This is a genomic window from Kitasatospora sp. NPDC057542, from assembly GCF_042801945.1.
Lineage (GTDB): Bacteria > Actinomycetota > Actinomycetes > Streptomycetales > Streptomycetaceae > Kitasatospora.
Genome location: NZ_JBHVFE010000119.1, coordinates 1 through 21,137, shown reverse-complemented (window position 1 = coordinate 21,137; position 21,137 = coordinate 1). Strand labels below are relative to the sequence as shown.

19 protein-coding genes are annotated in these 21,137 nt (G+C 74.5%); 10 read left to right on the top strand and 9 right to left on the bottom strand.

The features are described from left to right. Positions 1–50 precede the first annotated feature (50 nt). Both ACFU7Y_RS17470 and ACFU7Y_RS17465 read right to left on the bottom strand, forming a co-directional pair. Positions 51–1,439 (bottom strand): gluconate:H+ symporter, encoded by a 1,389-nt coding sequence (locus tag ACFU7Y_RS17470; RefSeq protein ID WP_380768608.1) that lies wholly within the window; start codon positions 1,437–1,439, stop codon positions 51–53. A gap of 2 nt (positions 1,440–1,441) precedes the next feature. Beyond that, positions 1,442–1,996 (bottom strand): gluconokinase, encoded by a 555-nt coding sequence (locus ACFU7Y_RS17465; RefSeq protein ID WP_224282533.1) that lies wholly within the window; start codon positions 1,994–1,996, stop codon positions 1,442–1,444. Between the two features lie 148 nt (positions 1,997–2,144). Here ACFU7Y_RS17465 and ACFU7Y_RS17460 point away from each other — a divergent pair, with 148 nt between their 5' ends. Both ACFU7Y_RS17460 and ACFU7Y_RS17455 read left to right on the top strand, forming a co-directional pair. Then, positions 2,145–2,840 carry a FadR/GntR family transcriptional regulator gene (locus ACFU7Y_RS17460; RefSeq protein WP_380768602.1) on the top strand — a complete coding sequence of 232 codons (696 nt, stop codon included), beginning with the start codon at positions 2,145–2,147 and terminating at the stop codon, positions 2,838–2,840. A gap of 215 nt (positions 2,841–3,055) precedes the next feature. Then, the gene (locus ACFU7Y_RS17455) at positions 3,056–3,589 is read left to right on the top strand and encodes a hypothetical protein (RefSeq protein ID WP_380768600.1); all 534 of its coding nucleotides are present in this window, start codon (positions 3,056–3,058) and stop codon (positions 3,587–3,589) included. A gap of 15 nt (positions 3,590–3,604) precedes the next feature. Here ACFU7Y_RS17455 and ACFU7Y_RS17450 read toward each other — a convergent pair whose 3' ends face one another. The 4 genes from ACFU7Y_RS17450 to ACFU7Y_RS17435 form a co-directional block, all read right to left on the bottom strand. Continuing rightward, positions 3,605–4,372: a metallophosphoesterase gene (locus ACFU7Y_RS17450; protein ID WP_224282530.1), complete on the bottom strand. Its 768-nt coding sequence runs from the start codon at positions 4,370–4,372 to the stop codon at positions 3,605–3,607. A 19-nt stretch (positions 4,373–4,391) separates the two neighbouring features. Beyond that, positions 4,392–8,954: a hypothetical protein gene (locus tag ACFU7Y_RS17445; protein WP_380768598.1), complete on the bottom strand. Its 4,563-nt coding sequence runs from the start codon at positions 8,952–8,954 to the stop codon at positions 4,392–4,394. A gap of 116 nt (positions 8,955–9,070) precedes the next feature. After that, the gene (locus ACFU7Y_RS17440) at positions 9,071–9,946 is read right to left on the bottom strand and encodes a hypothetical protein (protein ID WP_224284857.1); all 876 of its coding nucleotides are present in this window, start codon (positions 9,944–9,946) and stop codon (positions 9,071–9,073) included. Between the two features lie 77 nt (positions 9,947–10,023). Further along, on the bottom strand, positions 10,024–11,556 hold the full coding sequence (locus ACFU7Y_RS17435; RefSeq protein WP_380768606.1) for a hypothetical protein: 1,533 nt from the start codon (positions 11,554–11,556) through the stop codon (positions 10,024–10,026). A 194-nt stretch (positions 11,557–11,750) separates the two neighbouring features. Here ACFU7Y_RS17435 and ACFU7Y_RS17430 point away from each other — a divergent pair, with 194 nt between their 5' ends. The 5 genes from ACFU7Y_RS17430 to ACFU7Y_RS17410 all read left to right on the top strand — a co-directional run bounded on the left by ACFU7Y_RS17430 (position 11,751) and on the right by ACFU7Y_RS17410 (position 15,982). After that, entirely contained in the window at positions 11,751–12,800 is a 1,050-nt protein-coding gene (locus ACFU7Y_RS17430) for an IPT/TIG domain-containing protein (RefSeq protein WP_224285320.1), read from the top strand. 207 nt (positions 12,801–13,007) lie between these two features. Further along, positions 13,008–13,532: a hypothetical protein gene (locus ACFU7Y_RS17425; RefSeq protein WP_224285321.1), complete on the top strand. Its 525-nt coding sequence runs from the start codon at positions 13,008–13,010 to the stop codon at positions 13,530–13,532. 174 nt (positions 13,533–13,706) lie between these two features. Continuing rightward, the gene (locus ACFU7Y_RS17420; RefSeq protein WP_224285427.1) at positions 13,707–14,483 is read left to right on the top strand and encodes a LamB/YcsF family protein; all 777 of its coding nucleotides are present in this window, start codon (positions 13,707–13,709) and stop codon (positions 14,481–14,483) included. Further along, positions 14,480–15,106, top strand: a complete 627-nt coding sequence (gene pxpB / locus ACFU7Y_RS17415; protein WP_380768595.1) for a 5-oxoprolinase subunit PxpB — start codon at positions 14,480–14,482, stop codon at positions 15,104–15,106. Before ACFU7Y_RS17420 ends, pxpB begins: the two co-directional genes overlap by 4 nt. 12 nt (positions 15,107–15,118) lie before the next feature. Next, positions 15,119–15,982: a biotin-dependent carboxyltransferase family protein gene (locus ACFU7Y_RS17410; RefSeq protein WP_380768593.1), complete on the top strand. Its 864-nt coding sequence runs from the start codon at positions 15,119–15,121 to the stop codon at positions 15,980–15,982. 72 nt (positions 15,983–16,054) lie between these two features. Here ACFU7Y_RS17410 and ACFU7Y_RS17405 read toward each other — a convergent pair whose 3' ends face one another. Together ACFU7Y_RS17405 and ACFU7Y_RS17400 are read right to left on the bottom strand one after the other, a co-directional pair. Further along, positions 16,055–16,978, bottom strand: a complete 924-nt coding sequence (locus ACFU7Y_RS17405; protein ID WP_224283920.1) for an aminoglycoside phosphotransferase family protein — start codon at positions 16,976–16,978, stop codon at positions 16,055–16,057. Between the two features lie 63 nt (positions 16,979–17,041). Beyond that, positions 17,042–17,812 (bottom strand): alpha/beta fold hydrolase, encoded by a 771-nt coding sequence (locus ACFU7Y_RS17400; protein ID WP_224283919.1) that lies wholly within the window; start codon positions 17,810–17,812, stop codon positions 17,042–17,044. 173 nt (positions 17,813–17,985) lie between these two features. Here ACFU7Y_RS17400 and ACFU7Y_RS17395 point away from each other — a divergent pair, with 173 nt between their 5' ends. Then, complete coding sequence (locus ACFU7Y_RS17395; RefSeq protein ID WP_224283918.1) at positions 17,986–18,519, top strand: PadR family transcriptional regulator; 534 nt, start codon at positions 17,986–17,988, stop codon at positions 18,517–18,519. 89 nt (positions 18,520–18,608) lie between these two features. On the opposite strand, the gene ACFU7Y_RS17390 is transcribed toward ACFU7Y_RS17395, so the two are convergent. After that, the gene (locus tag ACFU7Y_RS17390; protein WP_374120087.1) at positions 18,609–19,166 is read right to left on the bottom strand and encodes a DUF4396 domain-containing protein; all 558 of its coding nucleotides are present in this window, start codon (positions 19,164–19,166) and stop codon (positions 18,609–18,611) included. A 145-nt stretch (positions 19,167–19,311) separates the two neighbouring features. Between ACFU7Y_RS17390 and ACFU7Y_RS17385 the strand changes: the two genes are divergently transcribed. Both ACFU7Y_RS17385 and ACFU7Y_RS17380 read left to right on the top strand, forming a co-directional pair. Next, complete coding sequence (locus tag ACFU7Y_RS17385; RefSeq protein ID WP_224283917.1) at positions 19,312–20,007, top strand: bifunctional 2-polyprenyl-6-hydroxyphenol methylase/3-demethylubiquinol 3-O-methyltransferase UbiG; 696 nt, start codon at positions 19,312–19,314, stop codon at positions 20,005–20,007. Between the two features lie 232 nt (positions 20,008–20,239). Beyond that, positions 20,240–21,082, top strand: a complete 843-nt coding sequence (locus ACFU7Y_RS17380) for an undecaprenyl-diphosphate phosphatase (RefSeq protein WP_380768604.1) — start codon at positions 20,240–20,242, stop codon at positions 21,080–21,082. Positions 21,083–21,137: the final 55 nt, after the last annotated feature.

Genomic DNA, 21,137 nt, shown 5'->3' with positions numbered 1-21,137 from the left:
GGGCGACCCCGTTACGGGGCCGCCCCTCGGCGGTGGTGTTGCCTCGCCGGCTAGATGACCAGGCTCAGCGGCAGGATCAGGGCTATCGCGACGACCGAGATCACCGTCTCCATCACCGACCAGGACTTCAGCGTCTGTCCGACGCTCATTCCGAAGTACTCCTTCACCAGCCAGAAGCCGGCGTCGTTGACGTGCGACAGGAAGAGCGAACCGGCGCCGATCGCGAGCACCAGCAGGGCCGCGTGGGTCGAGGACATGTCGGCGGCGAGCGGGGAGACGATGCCGGCCGCGGTGATGGTGGCGACCGTCGCCGAGCCGGTGGCCAGGCGGATCAGCACCGCGATCAGCCAGCCCAGCAGCAGCGCGGAGACGTGCCACTTGCCGGACCACTCGCTCACCGCGTTGCCGACGCCCACGTCGATCAGGGTCTGCTTGAAGCCGCCGCCGGCGCCGACGATGAACACGATGCCGGCGATCGGGCCGAGCGACTTGCCGACCGTGTCGGAGATCCGAGCCCTGTCGAAGCCGGCCGCCTTGCCGAGGGTCAGCATGCCGAGGAGGGTCGCGGCGAGCAGCGCGATCAGCGGGGAACCGATGAAGTCGAACACCCGCTGGCCCAGCGCCTTCGGGTCGTCGATCACCACGTCGGCCAGCGCCTTGCCGAGCATCAGCACGACCGGCAGCAGGATGGTCGCCATGACCGCGCCGAACGACGGGGTGCGCTCGTGCTTGGCGGTGTCCTCCGGGGCGGTGGTGGCCGGGATCTCCAGCGGGCCGACCCAGCGCTCGGCGAACCTGGCGAACAGCGGGCCGGCGATGATCAGGGTCGGGACCGCGATCAGCAGGCCGAGCGCCAGGGTGATGCCGAGGTCGGCCTTCAGCGCGTCGACGGCGACCAGCGGGCCCGGGTGCGGGGGCACCAGGCCGTGCAGCACCGACAGACCGGCCAGGGCCGGGATGCCGACCCGCATCAGCGGCACGTTGCCGCGGCGGGCGACCAGCAGCACGATCGGGATCAGCAGGACGACGCCGACCTCGAAGAACAGCGGCAGGCCGAGCACGGCCGCGATCAGCGCCATCGCCCAGGGCAGCGCCTTGTTGCCGGTGCGGGAGAGCACGGTGTCCGCGATGATGTTGGCGCCGCCGGAGTCGGCGAGCAGCTTGCCGAGCATCGCGCCGAGGCCGATCAGCAGGCCGACGCTGGCGACGGTCGAGCCGAAGCCCGTGGAGAAGCTGCTGAGCAGCTTGTCGAAGGGGGCACCCGCGACGGCGGCCAGCAGACCGGAGCCGAGCGTGAGGGCGAGGAACGGGTGCAGCTTCAGCTTGGTGATCAGTACGACGATCGCACCGATGCTGACCAGCACCGCGATCAGCAGCTGGGAGTCGCTGCCGGTGTGCGGCAGGGCCGGTGGGGCGGCCGCCAGCAGAGTGGGGGCAATGCTCACGCGAGGTCTCCATTGACGGGCCGCAGCAGCGCCACGGCCATCTCGACGAGTTCTTCGGGGGACGGGCCCACGTCCAGGACGGCGCCGCGCTCGTCCACACCCAGGGGCTCCAAGGTGGCGTACTGGGAGTTGAGCAGCGACGTCGGCATGAAGTGGCCGGTGCGGTGGGAGAGCCGGTCCTCGACCAGGTCGTGGCCACCGCTGAGGTGCAGGAAGAAGGCATCCGGGGCGTCCGCGCGCAGGGTGTCGCGGTAGCCGCGCTTCAACGCCGAGCAGGTGACCACGCCGCCGGTGCCGTCCTCGGTGCGCTCCGTGAGCCAGGCGCCGATGGCGCGCAGCCAGGGCTGGCGGTCCTGGTCGTCCAGCGGGATGCCGGCCGACATCTTGGCGATGTTGGCCGCCGGGTGGAAGTCGTCCGCCTCGGCGAAGGGGAGATCGAGGCGGTCGGCCAGGAGACGGGCCAGGGTGGTCTTGCCGACACCGGAGACGCCCATCACCACGACGGTGAGGGGACCTTCCGGGAGGTCGTGGTTCTCGACGCTGAGAGCCATGGTGGTGCTCCTTCGTTGCAGGCCGCCACTATCGCCTCAAAGATATGACGTATTCAAGTGGTGGAAACCAAATCGTCATACTTTTGCGATGTGGTCTGGGTCGCAGGGCGGCGTGAACTCTCCCAGGGCGGGCGTCTACGCTGAGCGGATGGAGATCCAGGGACTGCCCGGGCGGCTGCTTGACGAGCTCGGGCCGGCGATCGCGTCGGGGGAGATCCCCGAGGGGGCGGTGCTGCGCGGCGAGGAGCTGGAGGCCAGGTTCGGGGTGTCCCGGACGGTGGTCCGCGAGGCGGTGCGGGTCCTGGAGGGGATGCGCATGGTCGCGTCCCGGCGGCGGGTCGGGATCACCGTGCAGCCGAAGTCGCTCTGGGACGTCTTCGACCCGATGGTGATCCGCTGGCGCCTGGCCGGCTCGGACCGCCCCGCCCAGCTGCGCTCGCTCGGCTCGCTGCGGGTCGCCGTCGAACCGGCCGCGGCCGCGCTCGCCGCCACCCACGCGAGCGACGACGACCGGCGCGAACTCAGCTCACTGGCCGTGGATCTGACGGTCACCGCACGGGCAGCCGACCTGGCCACCTTCCTCAAGCACGACATCGCCTTCCACTCCCTGGTGCTGCGCGCCTCCGGCAACGAGATGTTCGCCCACCTCGGAGACACCGTCGCGGCGGTGCTCACCGGCCGGACCGAGTACCATCTGATGCCCCATCAGCCGGAGTCGTACGCGATCCGGTTGCACCGCGAGGTCGCGGAGGCGATCTGTGCCAAGGACCCCGTCCACGCCGAGCAGGCGATGCGGACGATCGTGAGCGGCGCGCTGGAGGAGCTCAACCTCCAGCTGGGCTGAGCCCGGGCCGGCGGAGCGGCCGGGAGTGCCAGGCCTGCCGGGAGCGCCAGGCGCACCTGCCGGGAATTCCCGGATGACACGATTTGGCGGCAGTTCGGCGATTTCGGACGCATAGTCCTGGTTCGACGGGGCAGAGTGAGGCCAGGGGGCGCGTTTCGTGTGCGCCCGTTCCGCATGCTTCACCGAACACGCGCCACGCGCCTGGGGGTCGCTCGATGTCCGTGCCACGCCGCCGTCGCCGCCTGCCCGACGAGGTGCGCGCCGCCGCAGTCCGGGCGGTGCTCTGCCTGTCCTTCACGCTCGTGGGCCTCGTGGTGGCCACCCTGGCCTCGTACGCGGGCAGTTGGCTGCTGACGCCGGCACTGCTGGCGATGGGGCTCGGGGTGTTCGGCACCATGTGGTGCCTGCTGGAGATCCTGATCTCCCGCCAGGTCGCCGCCCAGCGGATGCGGGCACCCGGCTCCGCTCACCCGATGGCGGGCAGCCGGGCGCCCTCCGAGCCGCCGGCCGCGCGGCCGTTCCCGCGGCCCGGCTCCTCCTCGGTGTACCGGCAGCCGTACGAGTCGGCGCAGCCGCAGCCGTACGGGCGGGGGCAGCAGCAGCCCTACGGGCCGGGGCAGCAGCAGCCGCAGCCGTACGGCCCCGGGCAGCAGCAGCCCCGGCTGCCGCACCAGGAGCCGCACCGACCGCCGCGCCAGTCACCGCCTCAGCCGCCACGCCAGGCCCGGGTGCGGACCAACCAGCCGTAGCCCCGGGCGGGCCGGTCAGTCCTGGAACGGCAGCGCCCGGTAGTGGGTGGTGAGCCGGCCGTCCCCGTCCAGGATGTGGAAGGCCAGCATCGGCGGGTGGTCGAAGGAGATGACCTGCCCGCCCTCGCAGGGCAGTGTGACGGTGGAGACCACCCCGGGCGCGACCAGCAGCGGCAGGCCGGCGAAGGTGGTCGCGGCGGGGGTGTGCGAGTGACCGCAGAACAGGGCGGCCACCCGGGGGTGGCGGCGCAGCACCCGCGCCAGCCGCACCTCGCCGAACTGGCGGATCTCGTCGACATACGGCAGGTGCAGCTCCACCGGCGGGTGGTGGAAGGCCACCAGGGCGGGCAACTCGCTGCGCCCGGAACCGAGTTCGGCATCCAGCCAGTCCAGCGTCCGATCGTCCAGCAGGCCGTCGTGCTGCCCGGGTATGGAGGAGTCCAGCATCAGCACGTCGGCACCGGGCAGTCGGTGCAGGCGGTTGACCGGCTCCTCCCCCGGTGCCTCACCGAGCAGCACCTCGCGGTAGGGCGAACGGCGGTCGTGGTTGCCGGGGCAGGTGAGCACCGGGTGCCGGGAGGACAGCACCTCGGCGACCTGCCGGTACTCCTCGGGCAGGCCTTGGTCGGCGAGGTCGCCGGTGACCAGCACCGCGTCCAGCGGGCCGGGCAGGGCGTCGAGGTACGCCATCACCTGCTCGGCCCGCCGCCGGGCCCGCTTGCCGCCGTCCCGGCGGTGGACCTGGCCGAGGTGGATGTCACTGAGGTGCGCGATCGTCAGCATGACGATCACGCTAGTGAGTTCACGGCTGGACGGGAACCTCTGCAGGGCGCTTGAACATCCGGGTGGCGGTGATCTCGCCGTGGATGGTCGGGCCGTCCGGGTCCGGCGCGGCGGGCAGGCCCGGACGCAGGTGCTCCTCGACCGAGATGTACTTGAGGCCGGCCCGCAGGTCGGCGTCGTTGCGCAGACGGATCACCAGCGGGAACTCGGCGAGCGCGGTGGTGTCGAACAGGCCGGTGGTGTAGATCAGCTGGACGCCGAGCGCGTCGGCCACGGCCCGCTGGAGCTCCAGCAGGTAGGTGGCGTTGGCGCGGCCGATCGGGTTGTCCAGGAACAGCGTGCCGGCATGCCGCAGCTGGGACTGGCCTCGGTCGTTGGCGCGCAGCGCGGCCATCGTGCAGTACAGCGCGATGGCGGCAGTGAGCAGCTGGCCGCCGGAGAAGACGTCGGACATCTGGCCGACGCCGACCCGCTCGGCGCGCAGCACCGCATCGGGCTTGAGGATCTCGACGCTGACGCCCTTGGGGCCGATCGCGGCGGCGACCCCGCGCAGCAGCAGGGACATGCCGTCGCGGCGCAGGTCGCTGTTCTTCCTGACGGCGGCACGGGTCGCCTCGTCGATGACCTCGCCCAGGCGCTCGACCAGGGTGGCGTGGTCCGGGTCCTCGAAGCGGATCCGGAGGAACTCCTGGCCGGACCACTCCCCCAGGCCCTCGGGCAGCCGGGACAGCCGCTGGGCGGCGCGCAGGGTGGTGAGCGAGGACTCGACCAGGCCGCGCAGCCGGTCCACGATCGAGCCGCGGTTCTTCTCCAGCTGGGCGAGCTCGTCGGTGAGCACCCGCAGCCGGGGGGCGAAGGCGGCGGCCCAGGCGGCGGCGTGCTCGGGCAGCGCGGAGGCGGGCAGTTCGCGGATCTGCTGACGGGCGGGGGTGCGGACGGCCTCGTAGCGGGCGGCGTTGGCGTGCCGGACCAGGGCGTCGGCGGCGTCGCGGACGGCGAGTTCGGCGGAGGACAGCTCGCCGGCGGCGGTGCGCAGGGCGCGTCGGGCCTCGGTGGCGCCGGTGCGGGCCTCGGCCAGCGAGCCCAGGTACGGCTCGACCGGGTCGTCCGGGTCCTCCTGGTGGTCGCGCAGGCCGTCGCGCAGCTGGCCGGCCAGCTCGTCGAAGTCCGCGGCGGCGGCCTGGGCGGTGTCGAAGGTCCGCTGGAGGTCGGCGTGGGCGGTGCGGGCGGCGTCCAGGGCCTCGCGCCGCTCGGCGAGGCGGCTGGTGGCGGTGCGCAGCAGGGCCTGGGCGTGCTCCGGATCGGTGGGGACGAGGTCCTCGGGCAGCTCGGTGTGCGCCTCGCCGTCGGCGGGGGCGGAGCGTTCGGCCTCGCCGCGCAGGCGGCCGAGCTGTTCGCTGGCGGCGGCGGAGCGGGCCTCGATGGTGGCGACCAGTTCCTCGGCGCGCGCGGCGGCGGCCTGGCGGGCCGGGCCGTCGGCGCCGTCGGGGCTGCCGAGGAGCTCCTCGGCGCGGGTGCGCACCTTGTTGGTGAGGCGGTCGAGTTCGGCCGCGGCGGCGGCCTCGTCGCCCTCGGCGCGGGCCTGTTCGGCGCGCAGGTCGGCGCCGACGCCGACCTTCTCGTACAGCTGGGAGGCGGCGCGGTAGGCCTCGCGCAGGGCGGGCAGCGCGGCGGGGGCGGTCCCGTCGGGCTCGTCGGACTGCTCGGCGGCCGGGATCTCGGCGCGTTCGGCGCGCAGCGCGCGGGCCGTCCGGCGGGCGTCGTCGGCGGCGCGCTGGGCGGCGCGGCGGTCCTCGTCGCAGGTGCGGGCGCGCTCGGCGCACAGTGCCTGGCGACGGTCGCACTCGGCGGCGTCCTCGGCGAGTTCGCGCTGGCGGCGGGCCCAGTTGCCGCGCTCGCGCAGCCGGAAGGCGAGGCCGGAGAGGGCGTCGGCGCGGCGGCGGGCGCGCTGGGCGGCCTCGCGGTGCTCCTCGTGGGCGGAGGCGGCCGCGGCGTGGTCGGTCTCGGCCTCGTCGTGGTCGGCGCGCAGGGTGGCCAGGGCGGCGGCGGCCTGCTCGGCGTGCTCGCGGGCGGCCTCGGCGGCGGCGGCGAGTTCGGCGAGGGTGCCGGGCGGGCAGCTGGCGTGCCAGGAGGCGAGGCGGGCGGCGAGGGCGCGGTCGGCGCCGAGGCGGCCGGCCAGTTCGCGGATGTGCTCCTCGCGGGCGCTCGCCCGGGCGCGCAGTTCGCGGCGCTCGCCGTCGGCGGCGGACTCGTCGTGCATGGCCGGGTTCGGCGGCACGAGGAAGAAGGCCGGCTCGTCGGTGATCGGGGCGATCAGCGAGGCGGCGGCGCCGACCGCGACGGTGGAGCGCGGCAGCAGGGCGGCGGCCTGCAGGGCCTCGCGGGCGCGCTCCAGCGAGGCCGGGTCGGTGACGACCACGCCGTCGACCAGTTCGGGGCGGGCGGCGAGGATCGCGTCGTGGTCGGCCGGGTCGACGGACTGGGCGAGGTAGCGCCAGCCGGGCAGGGCCGGGATGCCGTGCTCGGCGAGGTACTCGACGGTGGCGAGCACGTCCGGGCCGGGCGGCAGCAGACCGCCGTCGCCGAGGGCGGCGAGGATGCGGGAGTCGTCGGCGGCGGCCGTACGGAGGTCGAACAGGGTGCGTTCGGCGGTGGCGATGGACTCGTCGAGGAGTTCGCGCAGGTACTCGGCGTTGCGGTCGAGCACGGTGGGGGTGAGGAAGCCGGCGTCCTCCTCGGCGCCCTCTTGGTAGGGGGTGAGGGAGAGCAGGTCGGCGAGGCGCTGTTCGGTGGCGAGCAGGGCGGCGGTGCGCTGCTCGGCGGCGAGGGTCCGGGCGGCGTCCTTGCGGGCGTCGCCGGCCCGCTCGGCGGCGAGTTCGGCGCGCGAGGTGGCGGCGGCGGCCTCGCGCAGCCGGGCGGCGGCGGACTCGGCGGCGGTACGGGCCTGGGCGAGTGCGGCGGCGGCGGCCTTCTCGACGTCGGCGGCGTGCAGCGCGGCGCGGGCCGGGTCCACGTCGCCGTCGGCGTCGATGAATCCGGCCGAGACGGCGGCTTCGGTCTCCTGCTCGACCTCGGCGAGGCGCTGGCGCAGGTGCTCGGCCTCGCTGCGGGCCTTCTGCGCGGCGGTGGCGGCCTCGGTGGCGTCGGACTGCGCCTTGCCGCCGTCCGCCTGGAGTTCGCCCGCGCGCTCCTCCTCGGTGTCGGCGCGGGACTCGGCGGCCGCGGCGGCGGCCTCCAGGGCGCGGGCCAGGGCGGTCGCGGCGCGGGCGCGGGCGGCGAGCGCGGGGGCGGCGTCCAGTTCGGCCTCGCGGATGGCGGCGGCGACCCGGGCGACCCGGTCGGCGGCGGCGCGCTGGCGCAGCACCGCCTCGGCGGCCTGCCAGGCGGAGTGCAGCGTGCGGGCGTCGATGAGTTCGCGGCGCAGCGCGGCGGCCTCGGCGGTGGCCGCGGTGAGGCTCAACGTGGCGTGCCGGTGGGTGAGTTCGTCGGTGATCAGGCTGTGCCGGGTGCGGTCGGCCTCGGCTGCGGTGACGGCGCTCGCGGCGGCGGCGACCTCGATGGCGAGGTCCTGGGCGCGGTCGCGTTCGGCGGCGGCGCGGGAGGCGAGTGCGTGGGCGAGGCGGCGGGTGCGGCGCTCGGCGGTGCGGTGGGCCTCGCGGACGGTCTCGCGGGCGGTGGTGGCCTCCGCGATGCGCTCCAGGAGGTCCAGCGAGCCGGCGGTGAAGTCGCGTTCGGCGGTGAGTTCGGCGCGGCGGCCGAGCTTGGCGGCGAAGCCGTGCACGAGGTCGGCGAGGCCGTCGGTGTCCCGGGTGTCGGTGACGGCGCGCAGCAGGAGGTCGGTGAAGTCGCTGTCGTGCTTGACCGCGAAGAGGCCGGCCGCCTCGCCCTCGTCGGCGTTCATCTCGCGCTGGTAGCGGAAGAGTTCGGGGTCGAGGCCGAGTTCGCCGAGGTGCTCGGTCCAGCGGTCGTGGCCGTCCTCGAAGACCAGGTCGAGGTGGGGGTGGGCCTTGCCGGCCTCGGTGAGGGCGTCGCGGAAGCCCTTCATGGTGCGGCGGCGGCCGCGGGCCTTCTGGTCGCCGGCCAGGCTGACCCGCTCGGCGACCGGCAGCGAGTCGAGGGTCAGACCGGGGCCGGGGCGGAAGGAGTACCAGGTCTCGGCGAACTTGCGCGGGTCGGAGGAGACCTGGCGGCCGCGCCACTCGCTGACCTTGCCGACCACGATCAGCTCGCCGGTGACGGTGTGCTGCCACTCCAGGGCGACGTGGCCGCAGTCGTCGGCGAGCAGGAACTTGCGCAGCACACCGGAGCTGGCGCCGCCGAGGGTGTTGCGGTGGCCGGGGAGCATGACCGAGAAGATCAGCTTGAGCAGGACGGACTTGCCGCCGCCGTTCTCCAGGAAGAGCACGCCTGCCGGAGCGGGGCGGCGGACCGGGCCGTCGGGGTCCTCGCCGAACAGGCCGATCTGCTGCGGGGCCGGGTCGGCGACCGGCTCGCCGACGCCGCGCAGGTCGAGCACCGTGTCGGCGTAGCGGGCGCCGGCCGGTCCGATCGAGTAGAGGCGGACCCGGTTGAGCTCGTACATGTGCGGCGGTTCTCCGTGGCTTGCGGGGCGTGAGGGATGGGCGGCGGGCCGGCTCGGGGCGGGTGGCCGGGGCCGGCGCGGTGGGCTCGGAGCGGGTGGACTCCGAGCCCCGGGGCTCAGAGCGAGTGGAACGGCAGCCCGGCGTCGGCGACCAGTTCGTCGCCGGTGTCCGGCGGCAGCAGGCTGGCGGTGCCGTCGGAGACCGGGACGACGCCGAGGTCGAGCAGTTCGGCCATGGCCGCGCTGCCCGCCAGGTCGCGCACCTGGAGCTGGTAGCGGGCGGTCGTGCGGTAGGTGCCGCCGGAGTCGTCGGAGACCTTCTGGAGGAAGCCGGAGTCGACCAGGAACAGCACCGCCTTGGCGACGATGCCGATGGTCGAGCCGGAGAGCCGGCGGGCGTCCTTGGTGGCGCCGGTGGCGGTGCGCCGGGCCCACACCCGCCAGGCGGCCTCCAGTCCGGGGGCGTCGGAGGCCGGGTCGGTGTTGGCGCCCTCGGCGCCGGCCTGCTCCTCCAGGCGGCGGCAGGCCTGGCGGACGAAGGCGTCGACGCCGTTGACGGTGATCCGGCCGAGGTAGCCGTCGTCGGCGAGGTCCTCGGGGCGCGGGAAGGCCATCGCCGCGACGGCCAGGTGGGCGAGGCCGTGCAGGAAGCGGTCGGTGGACTCGGAGGCGGCGCGACGCGAGTAGTCGCCCATCCGGACGGCGAACAGCGAGTCCTCGGCGGCGGCCACGGCCATGCCGGCCCGCGGGGAGACCTCCAGGACGACCAGGCCCATGCCGGTGGCGATGGCGTCGGCGAGCCGGGCGAACGGCGGGTCCTCGCGGTGGCGGCGCACCAGCTCGGCGTACTCGGCGTCCCGGGCGGGCAGCAGCTTGGCCTGGAGGCCGAAGGACACCAGCCGGGCGGCGTCCGCGACGTCGGCCGGGGTGATCGGCGCGGGGGCCGCGGGTTCGCTCTCAGCCGCCCAGGACGTGTCGTGGTGGGTCGTCACGGGCGGTGCTCCTCGGGGGTGGCGCGGTGGTTACGGTTCGTCAAGGTTGGTCCCGGCAACGTGTGCCTGCCGGCCGGTCAGCCGGCGTCCTTGCGGTCGGCGGCCATGCCGACCGCGTCGAGCAGGGCGCTGCCGACGATCAGGTCGGCGCCGCCGAACTCCGGGTCGAGCAGCGGGGTGCCGTCGTCCACGGCGAACAGCAGCCGCTCCTCGCCCTGGCGGTAGGCGGTGCCGACCGGCGGGCTGGCGGCGTGCACGGCGAGCAGGGCGACCAGGTACGGCAGGTCCGGGTCCTGCTTGCGGGCGTCGGCGAGCAGGCCGGAGAGCCGGCGGGGTGCGTCCGGGGGCAGGTCGAGCAGGAGCATCGCGGACTCCAGCTGGGCCTCGGAGAACCGGCTGTCGTCCGGGGTGGCGACCAGGTCCGGGTCGGGGAGCTCGGCGCCGAGGTGCTCGCGTTCGACCGGCGGGGTGAGCAGTAGGTCGACCAGGTCGGTGACCCGGACCGAGACCGGGGTGCGCAGACCGGCGCCGCGGGCGAAGAACGCGCCGGTGGGGCGGACGGCCTGCTCGATCGGCAGCCGCAGCACGGGGGCGAGCAGCTGCCCGTAGAGGTCGATGCCGCTGCGGGCGCCGGGGGTGGCGAAGGCCTGGCGGTCCTGCTCGGCGCGGAACAGCGGGCCGGCCTCCAGCAGCCGGGTCTGGAGCTGGGTGTGACGGCGGATGCAGTCCTTGACGATGTCGACCAGCTCGGCAGCGCGGCGCTTGTGCTCCGGGTCCTCGGCCTCGTCGCGTGCCTTGCGGATGTTGGTGAGAATCGCGTTCTCGTGCCGGTAGCGGTCGGCGATGTGGTCCAGCGCCTCCTCGATGAGGTCGGGAATGGCGCGCATCCAGTCGACCGCGCGGACGTTGCGGCGGGTGGCGTCCAGGGCGCGGCGCAGCGTCTCGGCGTACTGGACGGTGCGGTAGCGGGCCTGCTCGGCGGCGAGCTGGGCGTCGGCCAGGCGGCCGCGGCGGATCAGCACCTCCAGCTTGACCTCGGCGGCGATCTGGGCCGAGGTGACGTCGGTGTCGAGCGCGCCGACCAGGACGTTGACCGCCTCGTCGGTGGTGCGCAGGTAGACGCCGCCGTCGAGGCCGGGGACCTCCTCGATCAGCTTGAAGTCGTAGTCGCGGCGGACGTACTCGCCGTCCGGGCCGAAGGTCCCGTAGACGGCGCGGAAGCCGCGGTCCACGCTGCCGACGTTGATCATCGACTCCAGCACCCAGCGGGCGACCCGCTCGTGCTCGGCGGCGGGACGGCCTACGGCCTGGGCGGCGACCCGGGGCAGCAGCCGGGCGAGCACTATCTCGCGGTCGGCCCCGGTGTCGAAGTCCATGTTCAGGGTGACCAGGTCGATCGCGGCGAGGCCGACCTCGGCCATCGCGTAGCCGCCGTACTCGCCGGCCAGGTTGACCTTGCGGTTGTCCAGGTCGTGCAGCGGGGCGGTGCAGGCCAGCGCCTTGAGCCGGCGGGCCAGGCCCTCGTCGGCGGCGGGGCCGGGCGCGGGGCGCGCGGCGACGGCCGGGCCGGCGGGCGGTCGGAGGCCGGGCTCGATGGGCGGGTCTGCGATGGCGGTCACGGGGGACAAGATTAGAGGTTCGCACCGACATCGACCGAAACGGACCTTGCGGGCGGGCGGAGCAGCAGGTGGGCGACGGTGCGGGTGACCGATTCAGAACAGGGTTTCGACGGAATTCCGCCATTCCCGAACCCGCATTCGAGAAAACCGTGAGGGCGGAGCGTTGGTTCGGTGATGATCGACCCATGATCACCCGACTGGCCAAAGCGAGCCTCGCCGCCGCGCTGTCCGTGACCACCCTCACCACCGGCGCCGTCCTCGCCACCGGTGCCACCGCCGCCCCGACCGCCGCGACATCGGCCTCCGCCCAGCACGTGACCGTGTCACAGAGCGGGAACTATCCCGGCGGCTTCTTCACCACCGGCAACATGTCGGTGGGCTGGACCTCGTCCGGCACCGCGGACCTGACCGGGCCGACGCACATCACCCTCGACCTGCCGCCGGGCGTCACCACCGACGGCGCGATGTTCTTCCCCACGCCGCAGGACTACACCTTCACCTCGGCCCTCTCCCCCGACCACCGCCACCTGGAGGCCGTGTTCACCGCCACCCGGGCGGCCGGGGCGTACAACTTCATGAAGCTCAACCTGGCGACCACACCCGGAGTGCCGATCGCGGGCGTGATCACGGCGACGGTCGCCAACCCGAACGACACCGACCCGACCGGGCACATCTCCCGCTACGACCTCGTCAGCAGGAGCTACCTGCCGGCAACCGTCCAGCCCGCACCGACCGTCACCGGCCTCGACCCCGCCACCGGCCCGGGCGCCGGCGGCACCACGGTGACGGTCAGCGGCAGCAACCTGACCAGCGGCATGGTGCTGGTCGGCGGCGTTCCGGCGCCCGGCACCTGCACCGACACCGCCTGCACGGTGACCACCCCGGGCGGCTCCGGCAGCGCCCCGGTCAGCGTGGTGACGCCCGGCGGCACGGCTGCGGCCCCGGCCGCCTTCGACTACACCGGCGCCCCTCCGCCGGCGCCCGCCGCCCCGGCGATCAGCAGCCTGTCCCCCGCCTCCGGCCCGGCCGCCGGCGGGACCCGGGTGACCGTGTCGGGCAGCAACCTGACGTACGGGACGGTGGCCTTCGGCGGGGTGCCGGCCACCCACGTCTCCTGCGGCCCGTCCTTCTGCACGGCCACGGCCCCGGCGGGTGCCCAGCCCGGTCCGGTGGACGTCACCGTCACCACGGCGGGCGGGACCAGCGCGCCGGCGACGTACACCTACACGGCGTAACGGCCGCACAGGGCGGAGCGCCCGCCACCGGTGCCCGGGTCCACGGAGCCCGGGCACCGGCGCGTTCCGGGACCGGCCGGCCCTCCGCCCGCACACCCTCCCGAAGGTGAGTTGAACGCGTTCAAAAGATGGGTCTAGAGTCGGTTCCGCGCAGACGGGACAAGGCTCCGCCTGCACTTCGGCATGCTCGGCATGGAGGTGTGCGAGATGGACGGCGACTCGGCGGTCATCCTTCGCAAGGTCCGACGATGGCTCTGGTTCTTCCTGGTCTGCCTGGTGCTCAGCGGTCTCACCGCGTTCCCGCTGGAGACCGAGACCCGCTGGCTGGTCGACTTCGCCTCCGGCCCGGCCGCCCCGCTGAGCGACCGCCTCCCGGCCGCGACGGCCTGGTTCGAGCAGGTCCACACCGGCCTCGCCGAGACCAACGAGCGCTACCCCTTCCTGGCCTACGGGACCGACTGGCTGGCCTTCGCCCACCTGGTGATCGCCGCCGCCTTCTGGGGGCCGCTCAAGGACCCGGTCCGCAACATCTGGGTGATCCGCTGGGCCGCGCTCGCCTGCGGGGCCGTCATTCCGCTGGCGCTGATCTGCGGGCCGTTGCGCGGGATTCCGCTGGCATGGCGATTCATCGACATGTCGTTCGGGGTCTTCGGCGTCATACCGCTGCTGATCGTGCTGCGGGCGCTGCGCCCGCTGGAGCGCTCCGTCCGGGAGCCGGTGCCCACCGGCTGAGCGGGGCGGGGCGCACGACCCGCTCGCGGACCTGCACGCCCCCGCGCGGCGCCGCCCAGGGGCGTGCGGTCCCGGGCACGCGCCGCAGCGCCCGCGGGGCTCCGGGTCACGCGCAACGGCCTTCATCCGCAGGCCCTACCATCTGGCTCAACAGCTGCTGGGAGGCGGACGGGCGTGGCCGATGCGGTGATCGATCTCAATGCGGACCTCGGCGAGGGGTTCGGACGCTGGACCCTGACCGACGACGAGGCATTGCTGTCCGTGGTGACCAGTGCCAATGTCGCCTGCGGGTTCCACGCCGGGGACCCGTCGACGATGCGCCGGGTCTGCGCACTGGCGGCCGAGCGCGGCGTCCGGATCGGTGCCCAGGTCTCCTACCGCGACCTGGCCGGATTCGGCCGCCGCGCGATGGAGGTGCCCCCGGAGGAGCTCGCCGACGAGATCGCGTACCAGATCGGTGCCCTCCAGGTCTTCGCCCGCGCGGCCGGCTCCCGGGTCTCCTACGTCAAGCCGCACGGCGCTCTCTACAACCGGGTGGTCGGCGACTCCGAGCAGGCCGAGGCCGTGGTGGCCGGCGTGCTGCGGGCGGGCGCGGTCTGCGACGGGCCGCTGCCCGTGCTCGGCCTGCCGGGCTCGCTGCTGCTGGAGGTGGCCGAGGGCGTCGGGCTCCCGGTGGTCGCCGAGGCCTTCGCCGACCGCGCGTACACCCGCACCGGCACCCTCGTCCCGCGCCGCGAGCCGGACGCGGTGGTGCACGACCCCGAGTCGGTGATCACCCGCGCCGTCGGCATCGCCCGGGACGGCACGGTGGAGGCCGTCGGCGGCGAGCGGATCGGCGTCGAGGCCCGCTCGCTGTGCGTCCACGGCGACACCCCCGGCGCCGCCCAGCTCGCCTGGCGGATCCGCGGTGCCCTGGCCTCCGCCGGGGCCCGGGTGGAGGCCTTCACGTGACGGTGGGGACGGTGCGCCGGGTCGGCGAGCGGGCGCTGCTGGTCGAGCTGCCCGGGACGGCCGAGGTGGCGGCGCTGTACGGCTGGCTGAGCGAGCGCCGGGAGGCGGGCGCGCTCGGCACGGTGGAGGAGCTCGTACCGGCCGCGCGCACCGTGCTGCTGGACGGCGTCGCGGACGTCGACGCGGTGGCGGCGCTGCTGCGCACCGCCCGTCCGACGGCGGCCGGGGCGGCGCCCGGGCCGCTGGTGGAGGTCCCGACCGTGTACGACGGCGCCGACCTGGCCGAGGTCGCCGCCCTGTGGGCGGTGTCCGAGGACGCAGCCGTCCGGATCCACACCGAACCCGAGTACGTCGTCGCCTTCTGCGGCTTCGCCCCCGGCTTCGGCTACCTCACCGGCCTCCCGGCACGGTACGAGGTGCCGCGCCGGGCCACCCCGCGCAGCTCCGTACCGGCCGGCTCGGTCGCCCTGGCCGGCCCGTACACCGGCGTCTATCCGCACCCCTCCCCCGGCGGCTGGCAGCTGATCGGCCGCACGGCACTCACGCTCTGGGACGCCGACCGGGTGCCCCCGGCCCTGCTGGCTCCCGGCACCCGGGTCCGCTTCACCCCGGAACGGGCTTGAGGGGAAGCGGAGTTGAACGAGTTGGTGGTGGAGCGGCCGGGACCGCTCACCACGGTCCAGGACCTCGGGCGGCGCGGCGTCGCCCACCTCGGGGTGCCCAGGGCCGGGGCGCTGGACGAGCCGGCGCTGCGGGCGGCCAACCGGCTGGTGGGCAACGAGCCCGGGGCCGCCGGGCTGGAGACCACGCTCGGCGGGGTCGCGCTGCGGGCCGTCGGGACGGCGCTGGTCGCCGTCACCGGTGCGCCCTCGCCCGTCCGGGTGGACGGCCGGCCGGCCGCCTGGGGCGCGCCGGTCGTGGTGCCGGCCGGGGCACTGCTCGACGTGGGGGCGGCGACGGCCGGGGTGCGCGGCTACCTGGCGGTGGCGGGCGGGATCGCCGTCCCGCCGGTGCTCGGCAGCCGCTCGGCGGACCTGCTCTCCGGGCTCGGGCCCGCACCACTGGCCGTCGGGGACCGGCTGCCGGTCGGCACCCCGCCGCCGTACCGGGCCAGGCCCGAGCTGGTGCCGCTGCCCGCTCCCCCGGCCGAGCTGGTGCTGCGGCTGCGGCTCGGACCGCGCGCGGACTGGTTCACCCCGGAGGCGGTGGCCCGCCTCGCCCGCGACCGGTACGTGGTCTCCCCGGCCGGCAACCGGATCGGGCTGCGCACCGAGGGCCCGCCGGTAGCCCGCGCCCGGGACGGTGAACTGGCCAGCGAGGGAATGGTGTTGGGCGTGGTGCAGATTCCGCCGGACGGACAGCCGGTGGTGTTCCTGGCCGACCACCCGACCACCGGCGGCTACCCGGTGATCGGCGTCGTGCCGACCGCCGACCTCGCGGCCGCCGCACAGGCCCGGCCGGGGACGCCGGTGCGCTTCGCGCCCCTGCGGGAGCGCTGAGCCGGAACGCGGAGCTGGAGGAACGAACGGGAGCACCGGGCGGGAGCACCGAACAGCCCCCGAGATCCGCGTTCAACGCCCCAACAGCAGTTCGGCGACGACGCGTTGGGCCGGGTCCAGCGCCGCCTCACCCCCCTCGGCCGACCAGACCGTGTTCTGTAGCACCCGGGCGAGCGTCCAGGCCGCCGCCACCTCGCGGTCCAGCTCCAGCACCTCCGTCATCAGGTCGAAGCGCCGCCGCAGCGCCCGGGCGAGGTCCCCGGTGGCCACCAGATCCGCCCAGCGGTTGCGCAGCGCCGGGAGCAGCTCGAAGCCGGGGTGGCCGGCCAGCGGCTTGGGGTCGATGGCCAGCCAGGGGGCCCGACCGCTGCCGGGGAGCGGGGCGAGCACGTTGCCGTAGTGCAGGTCCCAGTGCAGCAGGCGGTCGCCGGGCTCGGCACGGACCTCGCGCAGGACGGCCGCACAGTCGGCGAGCAGGCGCTGCTCCGCCGGGTCGGCGAGGCAGGCGGCGGCCGCCGGGACCCGCTCCAGCAGACGGGCCGACTCCTCGGCCAAGGTCCGCAGCCCGTCCGGCGCCTGACATGTCGTCAGTTCCAGCAGCAGCTCGGCGATCACGCGCAGCGCCACGAGGTCGTCGGGCAGGTCGAGCAGCGAGCGCCCCGGGTCCAGGCGCTCCAACAGCAGGGATCCGGTGGCCGGTTCGTGGTCGAGGAGCCGGACGGCGCCGCGGCCGTTCCAGGTCCGCAGGGCGAGCGGTTCGCCCACCGTCTCCTCGTCCACGGGCTGGAGCTTGAGCACGGCCGGCGCCCCGTCGGCGCGCAGCACGGGCAGCACCAGCCCGACCACGCCGTGCGCGACCGGCCCGTCCGGGCGCAGCTCCCAGCGGTCGAGCAACTCGCCCGCCAGGACGGGAAGGCGGTCCACCCAGGCGCGGCCCTCGGCGCCGAGGAACTCCTCCAGGGTGGCGGCCAGCGCGGGCGGGACCTCGACGGGCATCGGGCGGGCTCCTCTCGGGCGGTCCGTCCAAGCCTATGGCGGGACCCGGCCGGCCCTCGCCGCTCACGTCCGCCCGAGTGCCTCGGCCGCGGCGACCGCGAAGCCGTCCGGGTTGTCGAGCATGATGTTGTGCCCGCAGTCCGGCACCGCGACCACCCGCACGCCCGCCGCACGGAGGGTGTCGGCGCCCGCCGGCTCGCCGTCCGCCGCCGGGTGGAGGAAGGTGCGTGGGAGGTCGAGGCCGAGCAGCAGTTCGCGCATGGTCGGCACGGTCGCCCGGGCGAGGTAGCGGGCGCTGCGGTGGACCGCTTCCGGGCCGGCCAGCCGCATGGTGGACCACCAGAACGGGCCGACCCGCTCGGCGACTTCGTCCCGCCCGCCGGCCAGGAACTCCTCCTCGGTATAGGCCGCGATGCCGCTGCTGCCGGGATGGCGCCGGTCGGGGTCGATCCGGTCCAGGTTGGCATCCACCAGGAGCAGCCGCTCGACCAGCCTCGGGTGCCGCTGGGCGAGGACGATCGCGACCGCCCCACCCATGCTGTGGCCGATCACCTCGACCCGGTCCGGTCCGGCGGCCGCGACCGCCGCCGCGACCGCGTCCGCGTGCTCCTCCAGCGTGTAGCCGAAGTCCGTCGGCCGGTCGCTGAGGCCGAAGCCGAGCAGGTCCAGCAGCAGCGAGCGCCGCCCGGCGAGCAGCGGGTGGGTGGCGGCGGCCGCGAAGTAGGCCGGCGAGGTGGCACCGAGCCCGTGCAGGTAGAGCCGGACCGGTTCAGCGCCGGGCAGGTCGACCCAGCGGATCCGGTCACCGTTCGGGGTGACGGGGGCCTCACGCATGCTCACTCGCTCCTCTTCCAGGGGGTTCCGGTTCAGGGGGCCGGGCCGACGGGCTCCGACCCCGGTCCGGCTCCGGGGGATTCCGGCGGACGACCAGGACCATACATCGAATTCGAGGTATCGCGGAAGCGAGATACCCACGCACCGAGGGAAGGATCTGAGAGAGTGGCCGCATGCTGAAGCTCGCCATCCTCGGGTTCCTGTACGACCGGCCGCTGCACGGCTACGAGCTGCGCCGCCACCTCGCCGCGCTCACCGGCCACGTCCGCCCGATCAGCGACGGCACGCTCTACCCCGCGATCAAGCGCCTGGAGGCAGACGGCCTGCTGGTCCGCGAGACCGAGCCGGGCAGCGCCGCCGCGCCCCGGCACACCCTGCACCTCACCGAGGCCGGCCGCGCCGCGCTGCTCGACCGGCTGCGCGAGCCCGAACCGCTCGACGTCAGCGACGAGAACCGCTGGTTCACCCTGCTCGCCTTCCTGCGGCACCTCGCCGACCCGGCCGCCCAGGCCGCCGTGCTCCGCCGCCGGCTGGCCTTCCTCGCCGAGCCGGCCAGCTTCTTCTACGAGGGCGACCGCCCCGTCGGCGCCGAGGAGTTCGCCGACCCGTTCCGGCGCGGCCTGCTCCTGGTGGCCCGTGCCACCACCGAGGCCGAGCTCGCCTGGCTGGACGCGACCCTGGCCGACCTGGAAGACGGTCCGCGGTAGACCGGGGCCCGAACGCGCCGCGGCCCGCACCGGCCGTCGAACGGTCGGTGCGGGCCGCAGGCGAGGATTTCCGGCGCCCGGGAACGGGATCAGTGCCGGTGGTGCGCGTGCACCACGGCGTGGCCGCGCCCCCGGCCGATCATCCACCTGTTGACCGGGACGGTCAGCACGAACGCCAGGACCAGCGAACCCGCCAACGCCGCCCAGAACAGCAGGTCGCCGAGGCCGGCGTCCATCGCCCCCGGGACGGCGACCATCACGGTGTTGTCGATCAGCTCCATCACCAGGATCGACACGGTGTCGGCGGCCAGTGCGACCTTGACCGCGGCGCCGACGTCGAGGCCGGCCTTCAGCACGCCGCGCATGGTCAGCGCGTAGCCGAAGACGAAGGCCAGCAGGATCGAGAGCACCACCGTCGCGCCGTTGTGCAGGCCGAAGGCGGTGCCGAGCACCATGCCGAGGATCTCGCCGATGGCGCAGCCGGTGAGGCAGTGCAGGGTCGCCTGGGCGGCCATCCGCCAGCTGGTCCCGCCGCCACCGTGGGCCTGGTGGTGGCCGGCGTGCGCCTGGTGCTCGCGGTGACCGCCGTGCTCGTGGTGCCCACCGTGGTCGTGCCCGTGGTGCTCGTGCTGCGCAGGGTGTGCCATGTCGTCCTCCGCTTGCCGCGGCGCCCGGTCCGGCGCCCCTTCTCTCGCTCTGCCGTCGATCGAACATATACCCCCATGGGGTATGTGGCAATGACTTTCCGGCGCCCTCTTCCCCTGCGCACCCGTCCGTGCTCGGATGAACGGCATGGCAGATGAACGACGCAAGGGTTACGACGGAACGGGCGAGGGCGCGATCACTCCGGACGGCTGCGCCGTCGAGGTGTGGAGCCGCCTTCCGGTGGGCGACGCCCCGGACGTGATCGAGGCCGCGGTGCCACCCGGCGCGCGCATCCTCGAACTCGGCTGCGGCGTCGGCCGGATGACGCACCCGCTGACTGACCGCGGCTTCGCCGTGACGGCCGTGGACGAGTCCGCCGAGATGCTGGCCCGGGTTCGTACGGACGTCCGCACGGTGCGCAGCCGGATCGAGAAGCTGGACCTCGGCGAGCGCTTCGACGTCGTCATGCTCGCCTCGTGCCTCGTGCACGCCGGTGACGTGACGGTCCGCCGAGGCCTGCTGGAGACCTGCCGCCGGCACGTCAGCGAGGACGGCTGCGTGCTGGTGCAGCGCGAGGGCGAGGACTGGCACCGGAACGCGCCGCGGGAGAGCTCGATCGGCCCGGACGCGCGGGCCCGGCTGGTCTCGGCCACGCCGGTCGGCGACGGCGTCAACTCCGTCCGCTTCGAGTACGTGTTCCCGGACGGCACCTGGACGCAGACCTTCCTGTCCCGCCCGCTCAGCACCGAGGCGTTCGAGCAGGCGCTCGCGGAGGCCGACCTGGTGGTCGAGCGCTACCTGACCGCGGACCGCACCTGGGTCCGGGCGCGGCCGGTGCTCTAGGCACCGCCCCGGGCCGGTTCCGGACGAGCAGGGGCCCTGTGCGCAAAGCCGGAACAAAAGGTGAACAAAGAACTGTCACTTTCACCCCGTACCATCAGCCGCGCGCCGGGCTCGCGCGCGGCCTGCGGGCCAGGCGGGTCGCGGCGGCCCCGCATGCCCTTCCGACCCGCAAGGACCCGCCCATGCCGCCCCTGCCCCACGCCCGACGGATACCCCCGGTGGGTGTCCGGTGATCGACTGGTTCCACGGGGCCGTCCTCGGCCTGATCCAGGGCCTCACCGAGTTCCTGCCGATCTCCTCCAGCGCCCACCTGCGGGTCTTCTCCGCCCTGCTCGGCTGGGACGACCCGGGAGCGGCCTTCACGGCCGTCACCCAGCTCGGCACCGAGACGGCGGTGCTGATCTACTTCCGCCGGGACATCGCCTCGATCATCAAGACCTGGGCGCTGTCCCTGTTCCGGCCGGCGCTGCGCTCGGACCCGGACGCGCGGATGGGCTGGTTCGTGATCATCGGCACCCTGCCGATCGGCATCCTGGGCAAGCTGTTCCAGGACACCATCGAGACCCATCTGCGCGACCTGCGGATCATCGGCACCACGCTGATCGTCTTCGGCCTGATCCTGGCCTTCGCCGACCGCACCCGGGCCGTCCGCCACGCCCGTCCGATCACCGACCTCACGCTGCCGCACGCCGGCATCTACGGCTTCGCCCAGGCGCTGGCGCTGATCCCGGGCGTGTCCCGCTCCGGCGGCACGATCAGCGCGGGCCTGCTGCTCGGCTACAGCCGGGAGGCGGCGGCCCGCTACTCGTTCCTGCTCGCCATCCCGGCAGTGCTCGCCTCGGGGGCACTGGAGCTGTTCAAGATCGGCGAGGGCCCGGCCCCGGCCTGGGGGCCGACCATCCTGGCCACCGCGATCGCCTTCGTGGTCGGCTACGCGGCGATCGCCTGGTTCCTGAAGTACATCTCGACCCACAGCTTTCTGCCGTTCGTGGTCTACCGGGTACTGCTCGGCATTCTGATCGTCGGACTGGTCGTCGGCGGCGTCCTGGCCCCGGACGCCGGCGCAGTGAAGTAGAACCGGGTTTCAGAACCGAGGACCCGCAGAAGCGAGTGGGCCGGGACACCGACGG